The organism is Salipiger sp. PrR003, assembly GCF_010500785.1.
Taxonomy (GTDB): Bacteria; Pseudomonadota; Alphaproteobacteria; order Rhodobacterales; family Rhodobacteraceae; genus Salipiger; species Salipiger pacificus_A.
Genome location: NZ_JAAGOV010000044.1, coordinates 24,886 through 39,551, shown reverse-complemented (window position 1 = coordinate 39,551; position 14,666 = coordinate 24,886). Strand labels below are relative to the sequence as shown.

The window sequence follows — 14,666 nt, the reverse complement described above, 5'->3', positions numbered from 1 at the left end:
CGATCTTCGGGCAATCGGCCGGTCCGGCCGGATCGCTCCGTGGTCGGTCTGCCCCATTGATGGAGACTACGGCACGGCAGCCGCTGCGGATCACCCGGAGGCTTCACGGAACCGGCACCGGCGGAACAATCCCCCCGACGCCCCGGTTGTCCCGAAGCCCCCACGGAGCAAAGGAGCGATGTCATGGACGAAAGAAATTCCTCTGCCGGCCACCGGGCCGACACCCAGGATCCGGACACGCCCTTCGACAGTCACCCGGCCGGCGGTTGGGGCTCACTGAAGGGTGTCGCCCGGATAGCTGGCGAAACCGGTGTCCCCACCGTGGCGACGAAGGTACTGGCCAAGCTCAATAAGCCGGGCGGGGTGATGTGCTCCTCCTGCGCCTGGGCCAAGCCGGCAAAGCCAAGCACCTTTGAATTTTGCGAAAACGGGGCAAAGGCGACCCTCTGGGAGCTTGACCGCAACCGCGCCGGGGCCGAGTTCTTCTCACAGCACACCCTCACCGAGTTGCGCGGCTGGCACGACCATGATCTGGAAAAGTCCGGCCGCCTGACCGAGCCGCTGCGCTACGATCCGGCGCAGGACCGCTATTTGCCGGTCCGCTGGGAGGAGGCGTTTGCCGAGATCGGTCGCGAGCTGCGTGGTATGGCCCCCGAAAAGGCAGTTTTCTATGCCTCCGGCCACGCGGGGCTCGAGGCCTCCTATCTCTACGCGCTTTTCGCCCGCGCCATGGGGCACCAGAACCTGCCGCAAAGCTCGAACATGTGCCACGAGACCACCAGCGTGAACCTCAAGACCTTCATCGGCACACCGGTCGGCACCTGCACGCTCGAGGATTTCGAGCATTGCGACACGATCTTCTTCTTCGGCCAGAACACCGGCACCAACAGCCCGCGCTTCCTGCACGTGCTGAAGGATGCGGTGAAGCGCGGCTGCCGTATTGTCACCTTCAACCCGGTACGCGAGCGCGGGCTGATCGAATTCGCCGACCCGCAGAGCCCGGCGCAGATGACCGTCGGCACACCGACGCGGATCTCCGAGCTTTATTACCAGTTGCGCCCGGGCGGAGACATCGCGGTGATCGCCGGTCTGATGAAATGCGTGCTCGAGGCCGAGGACGCCGCGCCCGGCACCGTGCTGGATCACGGATTCATCACGGAACATACAGGCGGCTTCCCGGAGACGCAGCAGGCCGTACGGGCCGCCAGTTGGGCTGAGATCGAGCGGCACTCAGGGCTGACCGAAGCGATGATCCGCGAGGCGGCGGAGGTGTATCTCTCGGCCAAGACCGCAATAGGCATCTACGGAATGGGCATGACGCAGCATGTCAACGGCTGGCTTAACCTGGGGATGCTGTGCAACCTGCTCCTCATGCGCGGCAATATCGGCAAGTTGGGCGCCGGCATCTCGCCGGTGCGCGGCCATTCCAACGTTCAGGGTCAGCGCACCGTCGGCATCGGCGAGAAATCGGCGCATATGCCAGCAGACAAGCTGCGCGCACTCTTCGGGATCGAAGCACCGACCCGCGAGGGAATGAACGCCGTCCACGCCTGCGAGGGCATCCTCGACGGCCGCGTCGAGGCGATGATCTCGCTCGGCGGCAACCTGATCCGCGCCCTGCCTGATCGGGCGCGCATGGAGGCCGCCTGGCCGCGCCTGCGCCTGACCGTGCATGTGGCCACCAAGCTCAACCGCTCTCACCTTGTGCCGGGCCAGGTCAGCTACATCCTCCCCTGCCTTGGCCGCACCGATCGCGACGTGCAGGCGACCGGCCCGCAGGCCGTCTCGATGGAGGATACCTTCTCGCATATCTACGGCTCGCTCGGCGGGGCCGAGCCACCGTCGGAGACGGTGCGCTCCGAGCTCGCCATCGTGGCGGGCATGGCCAAGGCGACGCTGCCCGAGAACCCGAAGCTGGACTGGGAGGGATGGACTGAAAACTACGATCTGGTGCGCGACCTGATCGCCCAGACCTTCCCTGACGACTTCGCCGACTTCAACGAGCGGTTGATGCAGCCCGGCGGCTTCTACCGTGGAAATCCCGCCCGCGATCGCATCTGGCACACCGAAAGCGGCAAGGCCGGGTTCACCGAGCCCACGACGCTCTCGGCGCTTGGCGAGGCGCCGACGGGGACAGAGGTGATGACGCTGATCACCCTGCGGTCGAACGACCAGTTCAACACCACGATTTACGGCTTTTCCGACCGGCTGCGCGGGCTGAGCGGCGGGCGCGAGATCGTCATGATCAACCGGCGCGAGATGGAGCGGCTCGGCCTTTCCGAGGGGCAGAAGGTGGCGCTGGTCACCGCCGTCGACGATGGCGTGGCCCGGCGGGTCGAGGACTTCAGGATCACCCCCTACGACCTTCCCGATGGCTGCATCGCGGGCTATTATCCCGAACTCAACCCGCTGGTGCCGCTGACCTACCACGAGAAAAATTCCCAGACCCCCGCCTACAAGGGCACACCCGTGAGGATCGTCGCGTGAGCCTGCACCAGAGCCTGACCGGCGAGGGGCCTGCGCTGCCGCCGCAGATCGGGGAAGCCCCCGTGGCGCTGACCTGCGACGGCAGCACGCTCGCGGTGATGATGGCGACCCCCGACGATCTGGAGGACTTCGCGCTCGGGTTCATGTTGACCGAGGGTATCCTCCAGCACCGTGGAGAGCTGCGCGAGCTCGAAATCCTGCACCACCCGAATGGCTTCGAGGCGCGCATGTGGCTGGCGCCAGAGGCGTCCCGTCGCGTGTTGAAGCGCCAGCGCGCCATGGTCGGGCCAGTGGGCTGCGGGCTCTGCGGCATAGACAGCCTTGCCAAGGTGGCGCGCGACCTGCCGAGCTTGCCCGATGGCCCCTGTTTCGACCCGGACGAGCTCGCCGCGGCGCCTGAACGGCTCCGCGCGCACCAGCCCTTGCACGATCGCACGCGCGCCTGCCATGCGGCGGGCTTTCTGGTGCCAGGCCGCGGCATCGTGATGGCCCGCGAAGACGTGGGACGGCACAACGCGCTCGACAAGCTGGCCGGCGCGCTGTGCCAGGCCGACCAGAACCCTGCGGAAGGCGCGGTGATCATCTCGTCGCGCGTGTCGACGGAGATGGTGCAGAAGACCATCGCGCTCGGCGCAACGGCTCTGGTCGCCCCCAGCGCCGCAACCGACTACGCGCTGCGCATCGCGCTGGACGCCGGCCTGACGCTCGTCGCCCGCGGCACAGGGCGGGCGCCGTGCTGTCTTAGCGGCGCGAGGAGGCTGGCGGGATGGACCAGCCCCCCCGCACGTCCTACCCTTCGGTGAGGCACGTGGGGCAGGCCGAGGGGTCAGAGGGACGTCAAGAACCCCTTGAATTCCTCGGCAGCGGGCATGCGCACCGGCGTCTCCGCGGCGCACCCGAGCAGCCGGTTGGTCATCCGCTCCTCGAGGCTCAGCCGGTCCTCGAGCATCGCCCGTCCCCCGGCGAAGTCGCCCGCTGCGCAGAGCTGGCGCGCCTGCCCGAGGACCACCCAGCGCATCCGCCACGCGTGCTGCAGCAAGCTCACGGTCATGTCGATGTCGATCACGTCGAAGGCCCTTTCCCGGACGCCCTCGGCGACGAGCCGTCGCAATAGCGGCGTGGCCCGCTGCCGGGTTTCCTCTTCGAGCTTGAGAAAGATCGACTCGTTCCCGGCCATCATCGCGATACGGATCACCGCCACGATCTTTTCGGCATGGTCGAGTTCCCAGCGGGTCGTGCCCCCGAGATAGGCGGTGAAGCGCGCGACCGCGCCGCCCGGGCTCCGCTCGTGGACCGCCTGGCCTGCTGCGGTGCACGCGTCGGTGAACCGCAGCAAAAGCGCCTCGAGGACGTCCTCCTTCGAGGTGAAGTGGTGGTAGAAGCCGCCCTTGGAGATCCCTGCCCCCTCGAGAAGAAGGGCCACGGTCACCTCTTCCCACGGGTGGGTGGACAGTAGCTCGGCCGCGACATCCAGGATCGCCGTGCGGCGGTCCCCTGCGGTCATTCTGGAACGTTTGGCGGTCACGATTACGTTCTCCGTCATCTGCGCCCTTGATTACAGACCGACGGTCGGTATGTAAAGGCGCGCAGACCGAGTTCCGATCACGCCCTCATGAGCGAAGGTGCACCAGCATGACCGACCGCCCCGACGCCGCGCCCCAAGGACCGGCGCTGCAGTTCGAAACCGACCGCGGCTCCTCGCGGCCGCTCTGGATCGCCATCGCACTGGTGGGGGCTCTCGTCGCCTGGATGGGCAGCGGCTTCCTCTTCCCCGGTGCCGAGCCAAAGAACGAGGCCGTCGCCAAGGAGCCGCTGCCACCCTCGGTGAGGGTCCGCCCCTCGCAGGCGGAGCCGGTCACGCTGAGCTACCGCGCCGAGGGTCAGGCGCTGCCCGATCGTGACACCGAGGTGATCGCCGAGACCGCGGGCACGGTGATCGAGGTGCCCTTCTCCAAGGGCGACCGAGTGGATCCGGGAGACATCCTCGCCCGCCTCGACTCGACCCGCGCCGAGGCCGCGCTGGCCCAGGCCAAGGAACAGCGCACCAATGCCCGGCGGGAATTCGACAATGCCGCGCAGCTTTTCGAGCGCGGCGTCGCCACCAACGACCGGCTGTCCGACGCCCGCGCCGCGCTGGCCGTCGCCGAGGCCGACGTGGCAAGCGCCGAGGAGGCCATCGGCAATCTCGTCGTCGAAGCCCCCTTCGCGGGGCGCATCGAGGCGCTGCCTGCCAGCGAGGGCGAATACGTGCAGGCCGGTGCCACCATCTCGCGCATCGTGGACAACGACCCGCTCACCGTTGCCATCCAGGTGCCGCAGCAGGCCTTGAGCCGGATCCGCGAGGGACAGAGCGCCGAGGTCAGTTTCATCACCGGCCAGACCCGCGAGGGGCGCGTCAGCTTCGTCGGTGCCGCCGCGGCCGCCGAGACCCGCACGTTCCTGACAGAGATCGAGGTCGCCAACCCCGGCGGCGAGGTGCCCGCGGGCATCTCGGCGCAGGTCACCATCCCCACCGGCGAGGCCAAGGCGCATCGCGTCGTTCCATCGATCATCTCGCTCGACGAGGCCGGTCAGATCGGGCTGAAGACCGTCGAGGACGGGCGCGTCGTTTTCCATCCGGTCCAGATCGTGAAGACGGAGATCGACAGCGTCTGGGTCACCGGGCTCGACGACGAAGCGACGCTCATCACCCTTGGACAGGGCTTCGTGCGCGACGGCGAGGACGTCCGCGCCGAGCGGGAGGAAAGCACAGGGCAAGGCTCCGCCGCCACTGCCGCCCTGCCGCTCGACCTCGCCGAGGACACCCAATGAACAGCCTGATCGACGCCGCCTTCTCCCGCGGCCGCGCGGTGATGATCCTGCTGGGGATGATCCTCGCCTTCGGCGCCGTGGCCTATGTCTCGATCCCCAAGGAGGCGAACCCCGAGGTTCCCCTGCCGCTCGTCTACGTCAGCACGACGCTCGACGGTATCAGCCCCTCGGACGCGGAGCGGCTGCTCATCGAGCCTATGGAGGCCGAGTTCGGCGCCATCGAGGGGCTCGAGAAGATGTCGGCCGAGGCCACCGAGGGCTTTGCCAGCGTGCAGCTCGAATTCGCCGCCGGCGGCGACATCGACGAGGCGCTCGACAAGGTACGTGAGGCCGCCGACACGGTGCAGAGCGACCTGCCCGAGGATGCGACCACGCTCAACGTCACCGAGATCAACACCGCGCTCTTCCCGATCATCACCGCCGTGCTGTCCGGCCCCCTGCCCGAGCGGACGCTGAACGACATCGCCGAGGCGGTGCAGGACAAGCTCGAGGCGCTGCCTGGCGTGCTCGAGGTGGACATCGGCGGCGCGCGCGAGGAATTCCTCGAGGTGCTGATCGATCCCACGGTCTTTCAGACCTACAACCTCAGCTTCGAGAGCCTGACCAGCCAGCTTCAGCGCAACAACCAGCTGATCGCGGCGGGCGCCATCGAGACCGGCGGCGGGCGCATCGTGCTGAAGGTGCCCGGCCTTATCGAGGATCTCGAGGATGTGATGGACATGCCGGTCAAGGTCGACGGCACCACCGTCGTCACCTTCGGCGATGTCGCCACGGTGCGCCGCACCTTCGAGGACCCCACCGGCTATGCGCGCATCGACGGCCAGCCCTCGCTCGCACTCGAGGTCACCAAGCGCTCGGGGGCCAACATCATCGACACGGTTGCGGCCAGCAAAGAGGTCATCGACGAGATGAGCGCCGACTGGCCGGATAGCCTGCGCGTGACCTACCTTCAGGATCAGTCCGAGCAGGTGAAGACGCTGCTTTCGGACCTCGAGGCCAACGTCATGGCCGCCATCATGCTGGTGATGATCGTCATCGTCTTTGCGCTCGGTTTCCGCTCGGCGATCCTCGTTGGCCTGTCGATCCCCGGCGCCTTTCTTGCCGGTGTCGCGATCATCTGGGCGATGGGCTACACGATGAACATCGTCGTGCTCTTCGCGCTGATCCTCGTGGTGGGCATGCTGGTCGACGGCGCCATCGTCACGGTCGAACTGGCCGATCGCCGCCTGCAGGAGGGCGACAGCCCCAAGGCCGCCTACGCCCATGCCGCCAAACGCATGGCCTGGCCGATCATCGCCTCGACCGCCACCACCCTTTCGGTGTTCTTCCCGCTGCTGTTCTGGACCGGCCTCATCGGGCAGTTCATGAAGTACCTGCCGATCACGGTCATCCTGACCCTCGGGGCCTCGCTCTTCATGGCGCTGATCTTCATTCCGGTCCTCGGCGGCATGATCGGCCGCAACCAGCCGCAGACCGCGCGCGCCAAGGCGGCGCTGCACGCCGCCGAACGCGGCGACCCGCGGCAGATCGGTGGGCTCATCGGGGCTTATGTGCGACTGCTCGAACGCGCCATCCTGCGCCCCTGGACGACCATCGTCCTGGCGCTGGCGCTGCTGCTTGGCGGCTTCGCGCTTTACGGCCAGTTCGGGCGCGGCATCTCGTTCTTCCCGTCGGTCGAGCCCGAGTTCATGCAGGTGCAGGTGCGCGCCCGTGACAACCTGTCGATCTACGAGCGCGACGATCTGGTGCGCAAGGTCGAAGACCGGCTTGTCGGCACCGAGGGCATCGAGAGCGTCTACGCTCGCTCGACCATGAGCGCCGGAGGCGGCGAGGAGGACGTGATCGGCACGCTTCAGCTTGACCTCGTGGACTGGCAGGAGCGCCGGACCGCCGACGAGATCGGCGCCGAAATCCGTGACAAGATCGCCGATATTGCCGGCATCGACGTGCAGGTCGAGACAGAAAGCGGCGGACCCTCGAGCGGCAAGCCGGTGAACCTCAGGGTCTCGGCGAGCGACGCCTCGGAACAGAGCGCCTCGGTGGATGCCGTCCTGGCCGCGATGGAACGTGTCGGCGGCTTCACAGACGTCACCGACACCCGCCCTCTGCCCGGGGTCGAGGTGGCGATCAACGTCGACCGCGCCGAGGCGGCGCGCTTCGGGGCCGACGTCAGCCTGCTCGGCCAGGCGGTGCAGCTGCTCACCCAGGGCATCACCGTGACCGACTACCGGCCGCCGGACGCCGACGGCGAGCTCGACGTGCGCGTGCGCTTCCCCAACGACTCCCGCTCGCTGTCGGAACTGACGAACCTGCGTGTGCCGACCTCGGCGGGTCTCGTGCCGATCTCGAACTTCGTGACCTTCGAGCCAGTCGAGCGCGTCGGCGTCATCCGCCGGATCGACGAAAAGCGCGTCACCACCATCGAGGCGAACGTCGCGCCCGGGCTTTTGGTCAACGATCAGGTCACCGCCCTGCGCGCCGAGCTCGACAGGGCGGATCTACCCGAGAGCGCCAGTTACGACTTCGCCGGCGAAGCCGAGGATCAGCAGGAATCGATGATCTTCCTTGCGCTCGCCTTCGTTGCCGCCATCGTGCTGATGTTCCTGATCCTCGTGGTGCAGTTCAACAGCATCTACCAGTCCGCCGTGGTGATGAGCGCCATCGTCTTCTCGATCGGCGGCGTGCTGCTGGGGCTGGTCGTCACCGGGCGCCCCTTCGGCATCGTCATGGGCGGCGTCGGGGTGATCGCGCTGGCAGGCATCGTGGTGAACAACAACATCGTGCTGATCGATGCCTACAATGACCTGCGCAGGGCCGGGCTCTCGCCGCTCGAAGCCGCGCTGCGGACCGGCGCGCAACGCCTGCGCCCGGTGGTGCTCACCTCGGTCACCACGGCGCTCGGCCTGATGCCGATGGTGCTGGGGATGAACATCAACTTCATCGACCGCGAGATCGTCTTCGGCGCGCCCTCGACTCAGTATTGGACGGAACTGTCGAGCGCGATCGCCGGCGGGCTGGTGATTGCCACGGTGCTCACCCTCGTGGTGACCCCTGCGATGCTCATGCTGCGAGAGAAACCGGGTAGGCGCGCCTTGGGCACGCAGGCTGCGCAGCCTGCGGAGTGACGCCAAGCGACAGGGTGCCCTGGCACGATCAGTTCTCTCCTCCGGGACACGCCCGCCGTCCGGAGGCCTTGGCCAGAAAAATCCTCCTCCACCCCGAGCTAACCGGTCTTGGGGGGCTGTGTCTCGATCTCGACCTCCTTCTCGGCCGCCCTCCCCTCGGCCCCGCCCGACAGGGGGCAGGACAGGCCCGCGGGAGACTGTCGCGTCCGTGTGTTGATCAGGCTTTGATGCGCGCCACGGTTTGCCGCCAGCTCGGCGCATGCCCGCTCAGCATGAACGGCCTCAAGCGGCACCTTCGCCTTCAACTCGGCGCCGTAGGTCTTCCGTTTGACAGCCATGCTTTTCGGGCTCGACATCGTTGGCGGCAAGCTCGGCAAAATGTCGGAATTTCGGTGCCTTCCTAAACCCATAGCTAGCGCGCCGGATGCCCTGCACATGATCGACAGCGGAACGTCTCTTCGGCTTCGTCGACATCGCCTCGATCCGACTTTGGGTGCGCCAGTTCTCAGCCTGACCTAGGAAACAGAATTTTGTCGCGCGCTGACGTTAGGCCATCCCGCCATACCCCATGAATCCGACGGTCGGATTGCTCCCATCCGAGCCCACCCGGCATCGCCACGGGGCGCCGCTTGGACCGATCCGCATGTAGACCGAGCTTCTTGCGCCCGAGGATTGCGATCCCACGACCTTCAGCCTGCCCGAGGTTTCTGCCGCCAGCTTGGCCTTGCATGCCCCCACGGCCGCATCGCTCGCGGAAAAACTGCCCTCGACGAAGCCCTTGGTCAGTGGTTGAATCTGCGGGCCCTGAGCACAAGCGCCGAGGGCAATAACCGTGGCAACCATCGCGAACGTCCGGGTGTACTCGACCATCGGGGGGTCCTCCTTTCGGGGCAGTCGCGATCAGCTTGCGGCACGAAGGAGCCCGTCTCAAGGGGGGCTGGCGAACTCGTGTCCGCCCCCGATCCCGTGTGGGCGCCTCTTTGCCGGTCACCTCCGCGCTGCTCCCGATGATGGCGGATGGGGATGTCGATGCCATCCCGGTGCTGGAGAGCGAACGCATTGTCGGCATCGTCACGCGCACCGACCTCATCGCCGCGCTGGCACGCGAGGCGCTGAATTTGTGCTGAGATCGCCGTTGAAGTCGGGTAGCCGGCAAGGTGGCCTACGCAGTGATGGTGTCGATCGGCAGTACAGTCTGGGTCTTCAACCGCCGCAGCGCGAAGTTGGCGGAAATCTCGCGCACCGGAACTGCTTCGGTGATCTGCCGCCGCAGACGCTCGAAGCCGGACATGTCGCGAACCACGATGCGCAGGACGTAATCGTGACTCCCGGCAAGTTGATAGACCTCCATGACCTCCGGCAAACCGACCACGACACTTTCGAACAGTTTTTGCCACTCCGCGCTCTGCTCCGGTGCCGAAATGCTGACGAAGACGGTGAGACCGAGCCCAAGACGCTCGGGATCCACCAAAGCCACGCGTCCCCGGATCACACCGGTCTGCTCCAGTTTGCGCACGCGCTTCCAACAGGGGGTCTGTGACAACCCCACCATGTCCGCCAGCCGGGCGAGCGGAACCGTCGCGTCCCCCATCAGCGTTGCGACGATCTTGCGGTCGATGCGGTCGAGTCCCATCCGGATCCCTCCTGCGAGTCGGTTTACCGGATCAGCATGTCGCATTTTAACAATATGTCTACCGTCATTGTCGTGATTAAAGCAAAGACGACTTCTCCTGCCGTGAATTTGGTGTTTTACTGAGCGCATGATCACGCAGAAGACCAAATACGCTCTCAAGTCCCTCATGGCCCTCGGGGCGCTCGAACCGGGCACGGCGCTGACCATTGAGGAAGTCGCACAACGGTCGGGAGCGCCGAAGCGCTTTCTCGAGCACATCCTGCTCGATCTGCGGAAATCCGGATACCTCGGGGCCAAGCGGGGCCGCGCCGGAGGGTACTTCCTGATCCGCGAGCCCGCAAAAGTCTCGCTTGGCGAGTTGCTGCAACAGATCGACGGGCCCATCGCGCCCCTGCCCTGCCTCTCTCGCCGCGCCTATCAGCGCTGCGAGGATTGCGACGACGAGCAGAGCTGCCAGCTGCGCCGGGTCTTCGGCGAGGTGTTCTACAGCTACCTACTGCTGATCGAGTCGCTGACCCTTCAGGATCTGCTGAAAGATCCTGTAATGGCAGGGAAAACCTTCGGCACCGGCACGCCATAGGAGGCGGCGCAGGAAAGCGGATTGTCGCGGCAACCGATCGCCAGAGAATAAAGTTCTCTCACAGCGATGCAAGACGCCGAACCTCTTCTCTCGCAAATACGACTAACACGATGGATATTTAGGTTATTGGGCAAGCTGCCCAGCTCATCGTCGGGCGATCCCGCCCGTCCGAAAGGAGGACCCGAATGCCGACGTCCCTTCACTCCAGTCCTGCGCGGCGGGTGCATGTGACGCACCTCGTGACCCGCGAGTCCCGACTGCCGCTTCAGGTCGGCAGCCGCGCGCTGACCATGCGTGCCGGCGCCCCCGAAGTGGGCCGCCCGCGAGAGGATGCAAGGCCGCTGCCCCACGCAATGGCGTGTCCGCGTGACCCGTCCCGGCCAAGTGCCGGTCTGACATTCCCCTTGTGAGAGAGACCCGACATGAGCCTCGCCTTTCTTCGCACCCACGCGTCCCTGCTCGCCGCCGTGCTGGCCAGCGGCGCGGTCATGAGCCCCAGTCTCGCCGCCGCCGAGACCCGGCTGCTCAACGTCTCCTACGACCCCACGCGCGAATTCTACCGCGCCTACAACGCGCTATTCGCCGACTGGTGGCAGGCGCAGGGACACGAACCCGTCACCATCGAACAAAGCCACGGCGGATCAGGCGCGCAGGCGCGTGCGGTGATCGACGGGCTCGACGCGCAGGTGATGACACTCGCGCTCGCCTCGGACATCGACGCAATCGCCGAGCGTTCGGGGGTGCTGCCCAAGGACTGGCAGGCAAGCCTGCCGCATAATTCCGCGCCCTATACCTCGACCATCGTCTTCCTTGTCCGCCAGGGCAATCCCAAGGGCATCGCCGACTGGGACGACCTGATCCGCGACGACGTGCAGGTGGTCACCCCCAACCCCAAGACCTCGGGCGGGGCACGCTGGAATTTCCTCGCCGCCTGGGGCTGGGCGCTGACCCAGTCCGGCGGTAGCGAGGACAGCGCGCGGGACTACGTGACAGAGCTTTTCAAACACGTGCCGGTCCTCGACAGCGGCGCGCGCGGGGCGACCACCACGTTCACCCGACGCGGCGTCGGTGACGTGCTGCTGGCCTGGGAGAACGAGGCGTTTCTCGCGCTCGACGAGCTTGGCGCGGAGGCCTTCGAGATCGTCGTGCCCTCTGTTTCGATACTCGCCGAGCCGCCGGTGGCGCTTGTGCCTGGCAATATCAAGGATGACGCGCAGCGCGAGGTGGCGCAGGCCTATCTCGAGTATCTCTACAGCCCCGAGGCGCAGGCGCTGGCGCTCGCAAACTTCTACCGCGCCTGGGACAGCTCGCTGGCCGCGGATGACGAGATCGACCGCTTCCCCGACCTCGAGCTCGTCACGATCGCCGATTTCGGCGGCTGGACCGAGGCGCAGCCGCGCTTCTTCGGCGACGGCGGCATCTTCGACCAGATCTCCGCGGAGTGAGCCCGGTGCTGCGCGTCGCCTCGCCCCTGCCCGGCTTTGGCCTGGGCATGGGGATCCTGCTTGCCGCCCTGACCGGCGTGGTTCTGCTGCCGCTGGCGGCGCTTCTGGGTCAGGGCCTGCTCATGGGCCCGGCGGAGATCGCCGGTCACCTCGCCCCGGCACGGGTGCGCGCGGCGCTCCTGCTGTCGTTTCGTGCGGCGCTGGTCGCCTCGCTGTTCAACCTGGTCTTCGGGCTGGCGCTGGCCTGGGTGCTGACCCGCTATCGCTTTCCGGGGCGGCGGCTGATCGATGCGGCGGTGGACTTGCCCTTTGCCCTGCCGACGGCGGTGGCCGGGATCGCGCTGACCACGCTCTACGCGCCGAACGGCGTGTTTGGACAGGCGCTGGCGCCACTGGGGATCAGCGTCGCCTACACCGAGGCGGGCATCTGGCTGGCGCTGGTCTTCGTCGGGCTGCCCTTCGTGGTGCGCACCGTGCAGCCGGTGATCGACGAGATCGACTCGGAATGGGAGGAAGCCTCGGCCACGCTCGGCGCCTCGAGGCTGCGCACGCTGCGCAAAGTCGTCCTGCCGGTGCTGACGCCCTCGCTGATGACCGGCTTTGCGCTGGCGCTGGCCCGCTCGGTGGGCGAGTTCGGTTCGGTCATCTTCATCGCCGGCAACCTGCCAGGACAGACCGAGATCGCGCCGTTGCTGATCGTCATCCGGCTCGAGGAATACAACTACGACGCGGCTGCGGCCATCGGCCTCGCCATGCTCGGCATCTCCTTCGCGATGCTGCTCTTCATCAACGCCACACAGGTCTGGACCCGCAGGAGGATCGGCCATGTCTGACCCCGCCGCGCTTGACAGGCCCCAGCCCCTCCGCGCGACCACCGAGGGCCCGACCGTCCGCGCCCTGCTCACGCTGGGCGTGCTCGGCCTGACCCTGGTGCTGCTGATCGCGCCGCTTGCGGTGGTTTTCGCCGAGGCCCTGCGGGACGGGTTTGGCGCCGCCGGCGCCGCACTCACCGAGCCCGACGCGCTCTCGGCGATCCGCCTCACCCTCATGGTCGCCGCCGTCTCGGTGCCGCTCAACGCGGCGATCGGCCTCGCCGCCGCCTGGGCCATCGCCAAGTTCGACTTCCGTGGCAAGGCCGTTCTGATCACCCTCATCGATCTGCCCTTCTCCGTCTCGCCGGTGGTGGCGGGGCTGGCCCTCGTGCTGCTTTACGGATCGCACGGCTGGCTCGGCACTTGGCTGCAGGCGCATGACCTCAGGATCGTTTTCGCCTTCCCGGGCCTGCTGCTGGCGACGCTTTTCATCACCTTTCCCTTCGTTGCGCGCGAGCTTATCCCGGTGATGACCGAACAGGGCCGCGCCGAGGAAGAAGCAGCGCTGACGCTCGGCGCCTCGGGCTGGCACATGTTCCGCACCGTGACCCTGCCCAACGTCCGCTGGGCGCTGCTCTACGGCGTTCTGCTGTGCAATGCGCGCGCCATGGGAGAGTTCGGCGCGGTGGCGGTGATCTCGGGCAAGATCCGTGGCCAGACCACCACCATGCCGATCATGATCGAGATGCTCTACAACGAGTATCTCTCGGTCGCCGCCTTCTCGATGGCGGCGCTGCTTGCAGCGCTCGCACTGCTCACGCTCGCCCTGAAATCCCTGCTTGAATGGCGCCACGCGGACCAGCTGGCCGCCACCCGCCGTCACTGATCGGAGACTTCCATGCACATCGACATCGAAGAGATTTCCAAGAGTTTCGGCACGATGACCGCGCTGCACCCGGTGTCGCTCGCCATTCCCTCGGGCGCGATGGTCTCGCTGCTTGGCCCGTCAGGCTCGGGCAAGACCACGCTGCTGCGCATCCTGGCCGGGCTGGAACAGCCAAGCGCCGGGCGGGTGCTGCTTGACGGCGTGGACGCCACTGGCACCCCGGTGCAGCAGCGGCGCACCGGCTTCGTGTTCCAGAGCTACGCGCTCTTTCGCCACATGACAGTGTTCGAAAACATCGCCTACGGTCTGCGCGCCCGGCCGCGCCGCGCCCGCCCCGGCAGTGCCGAGATCGCCCGCCGCGTCGCGCGGCTGCTCGAGCTGATCCAACTGCCGCAGATCGCCGGGCGTTATCCCAGCCAGCTGTCGGGCGGCCAGCGCCAGCGGGTCGCGCTGGCGCGTGCGCTGGCACCCGAGCCGCGCATGCTGCTGCTCGACGAGCCCTTCGGAGCGCTCGACGCCAGGGTGCGCCGCGAGCTGCGCGCCGGGTTGCGCGAGATCCACGATGCAACGGGGCTTACCACCGTTTTCGTCACCCATGACCAGGAAGAAGCCCTGACCCTCGCCGACCGGGTCGCGGTCATGTCGATGGGCCGGATCGAACAGGTCGGAGCCCCCGCCGAGATCCGCAACCAGCCGGCCACCGAGTTCGTCCGGAGCTTCATCGAGCCGCCGGCCGGCGTCACACCGACACGCGCCACCGCGGTGCTCGACAGCGCCACTGTGCCGCGATAGCACAGGACCGACACCGCGGGCCGCGGGCCCGCGCGCAGGAGACGACACCCATGAGGTCCCATGCCTGATCCCGTATCTGGCCCCCGACCCGCAAT

Annotated in this window: 13 protein-coding genes and 1 pseudogene; 10 read left to right on the top strand and 4 right to left on the bottom strand. The window is 67.1% G+C overall.

What is annotated here, in order from left to right:
• Positions 1-183 precede the first annotated feature (183 nt).
• Both G0D83_RS16200 and fdhD read left to right on the top strand, forming a co-directional pair.
• A complete protein-coding gene (locus G0D83_RS16200) occupies positions 184-2,487 on the top strand; it encodes an FdhF/YdeP family oxidoreductase (RefSeq protein WP_164195829.1) in 2,304 nt (767 codons plus the stop codon).
• The gene (gene fdhD / locus G0D83_RS16195; protein WP_164195827.1) at positions 2,484-3,290 is read left to right on the top strand and encodes a formate dehydrogenase accessory sulfurtransferase FdhD; all 807 of its coding nucleotides are present in this window, start codon (positions 2,484-2,486) and stop codon (positions 3,288-3,290) included. Before G0D83_RS16200 ends, fdhD begins: the two co-directional genes overlap by 4 nt.
• Positions 3,291-3,313: 23 nt before the next feature.
• Here the strand turns inward: fdhD and G0D83_RS16190 are convergent, their stop codons facing one another.
• Positions 3,314-4,012 carry a TetR/AcrR family transcriptional regulator gene (locus tag G0D83_RS16190; protein ID WP_164195825.1) on the bottom strand — a complete coding sequence of 233 codons (699 nt, stop codon included), beginning with the start codon at positions 4,010-4,012 and terminating at the stop codon, positions 3,314-3,316.
• A 107-nt stretch (positions 4,013-4,119) separates the two neighbouring features.
• Here G0D83_RS16190 and G0D83_RS16185 point away from each other — a divergent pair, with 107 nt between their 5' ends.
• Both G0D83_RS16185 and G0D83_RS16180 read left to right on the top strand, forming a co-directional pair.
• Entirely contained in the window at positions 4,120-5,298 is a 1,179-nt protein-coding gene (locus G0D83_RS16185; RefSeq protein WP_164195822.1) for an efflux RND transporter periplasmic adaptor subunit, read from the top strand.
• Entirely contained in the window at positions 5,295-8,423 is a 3,129-nt protein-coding gene (locus G0D83_RS16180) for an efflux RND transporter permease subunit (RefSeq protein WP_164195820.1), read from the top strand. The genes G0D83_RS16185 and G0D83_RS16180 overlap by 4 nt, the downstream gene beginning before the upstream one ends.
• A 98-nt stretch (positions 8,424-8,521) precedes the next feature.
• Here the strand turns inward: G0D83_RS16180 and G0D83_RS16175 are convergent, their stop codons facing one another.
• Positions 8,522-8,761: a hypothetical protein gene (locus tag G0D83_RS16175; protein ID WP_164195818.1), complete on the bottom strand. Its 240-nt coding sequence runs from the start codon at positions 8,759-8,761 to the stop codon at positions 8,522-8,524.
• 208 nt (positions 8,762-8,969) lie between these two features.
• Positions 8,970-9,293, bottom strand: a complete 324-nt coding sequence (locus tag G0D83_RS16170; RefSeq protein WP_164195816.1) for a hypothetical protein — start codon at positions 9,291-9,293, stop codon at positions 8,970-8,972.
• A 77-nt stretch (positions 9,294-9,370) separates the two neighbouring features.
• Between G0D83_RS16170 and G0D83_RS16165 the strand changes: the two are divergent.
• Positions 9,371-9,550, top strand: a pseudogene (locus tag G0D83_RS16165) (CBS domain-containing protein); the annotation flags it as partial.
• Between the two features lie 35 nt (positions 9,551-9,585).
• Here G0D83_RS16165 and G0D83_RS16160 read toward each other — a convergent pair.
• Positions 9,586-10,056, bottom strand: coding sequence for an Lrp/AsnC family transcriptional regulator (locus G0D83_RS16160; RefSeq protein WP_164195814.1), 471 nt, complete (start codon positions 10,054-10,056; stop codon positions 9,586-9,588).
• Positions 10,057-10,183: 127 nt separating this feature from the next.
• Here G0D83_RS16160 and G0D83_RS16155 point away from each other — a divergent pair, with 127 nt between their 5' ends.
• The 5 genes from G0D83_RS16155 (at position 10,184) to G0D83_RS16135 (ending at position 14,571) form a co-directional block, all read left to right on the top strand.
• Positions 10,184-10,636: an Rrf2 family transcriptional regulator gene (locus tag G0D83_RS16155; protein ID WP_108970357.1), complete on the top strand. Its 453-nt coding sequence runs from the start codon at positions 10,184-10,186 to the stop codon at positions 10,634-10,636.
• 422 nt (positions 10,637-11,058) lie between these two features.
• Complete coding sequence (locus G0D83_RS16150) at positions 11,059-12,081, top strand: sulfate ABC transporter substrate-binding protein (protein WP_164195811.1); 1,023 nt, start codon at positions 11,059-11,061, stop codon at positions 12,079-12,081.
• Positions 12,078-12,914 (top strand): sulfate ABC transporter permease subunit CysT, encoded by an 837-nt coding sequence (gene cysT / locus G0D83_RS16145; protein ID WP_164195809.1) that lies wholly within the window; start codon positions 12,078-12,080, stop codon positions 12,912-12,914. Before G0D83_RS16150 ends, cysT begins: the two co-directional genes overlap by 4 nt.
• Entirely contained in the window at positions 12,907-13,779 is an 873-nt protein-coding gene (gene cysW / locus G0D83_RS16140; protein ID WP_164195807.1) for a sulfate ABC transporter permease subunit CysW, read from the top strand. Before cysT ends, cysW begins: the two co-directional genes overlap by 8 nt.
• Before the next feature lie 12 nt (positions 13,780-13,791).
• The gene (locus G0D83_RS16135) at positions 13,792-14,571 is read left to right on the top strand and encodes a sulfate/molybdate ABC transporter ATP-binding protein (RefSeq protein WP_164195804.1); all 780 of its coding nucleotides are present in this window, start codon (positions 13,792-13,794) and stop codon (positions 14,569-14,571) included.
• Positions 14,572-14,666: the final 95 nt, after the last annotated feature.

What these genes read in the sequence shown, in the direction of transcription:
- G0D83_RS16200 (WP_164195829.1), top strand. Translation starts at nt 184, where the DNA reads ATGGACGAAAGAAATTCCTCTGCCGGCCACCGGGCCGACACCCAGGAT.
- G0D83_RS16185 (WP_164195822.1), top strand. Translation starts at nt 4,120, where the DNA reads ATGACCGACCGCCCCGACGCCGCGCCCCAAGGACCGGCGCTGCAGTTC.
- G0D83_RS16180 (WP_164195820.1), top strand. Translation starts at nt 5,295, where the DNA reads ATGAACAGCCTGATCGACGCCGCCTTCTCCCGCGGCCGCGCGGTGATG.
- G0D83_RS16175 (WP_164195818.1), bottom strand. Translation starts at nt 8,761, where the DNA reads ATGGCTGTCAAACGGAAGACCTACGGCGCCGAGTTGAAGGCGAAGGTG.
- G0D83_RS16170 (WP_164195816.1), bottom strand. Translation starts at nt 9,293, where the DNA reads ATGGTCGAGTACACCCGGACGTTCGCGATGGTTGCCACGGTTATTGCC.
- G0D83_RS16160 (WP_164195814.1), bottom strand. Translation starts at nt 10,056, where the DNA reads ATGGGACTCGACCGCATCGACCGCAAGATCGTCGCAACGCTGATGGGG.
- G0D83_RS16155 (WP_108970357.1), top strand. Translation starts at nt 10,184, where the DNA reads ATGATCACGCAGAAGACCAAATACGCTCTCAAGTCCCTCATGGCCCTC.
- G0D83_RS16150 (WP_164195811.1), top strand. Translation starts at nt 11,059, where the DNA reads ATGAGCCTCGCCTTTCTTCGCACCCACGCGTCCCTGCTCGCCGCCGTG.
- cysW (WP_164195807.1), top strand. Translation starts at nt 12,907, where the DNA reads ATGTCTGACCCCGCCGCGCTTGACAGGCCCCAGCCCCTCCGCGCGACC.
- G0D83_RS16135 (WP_164195804.1), top strand. Translation starts at nt 13,792, where the DNA reads ATGCACATCGACATCGAAGAGATTTCCAAGAGTTTCGGCACGATGACC.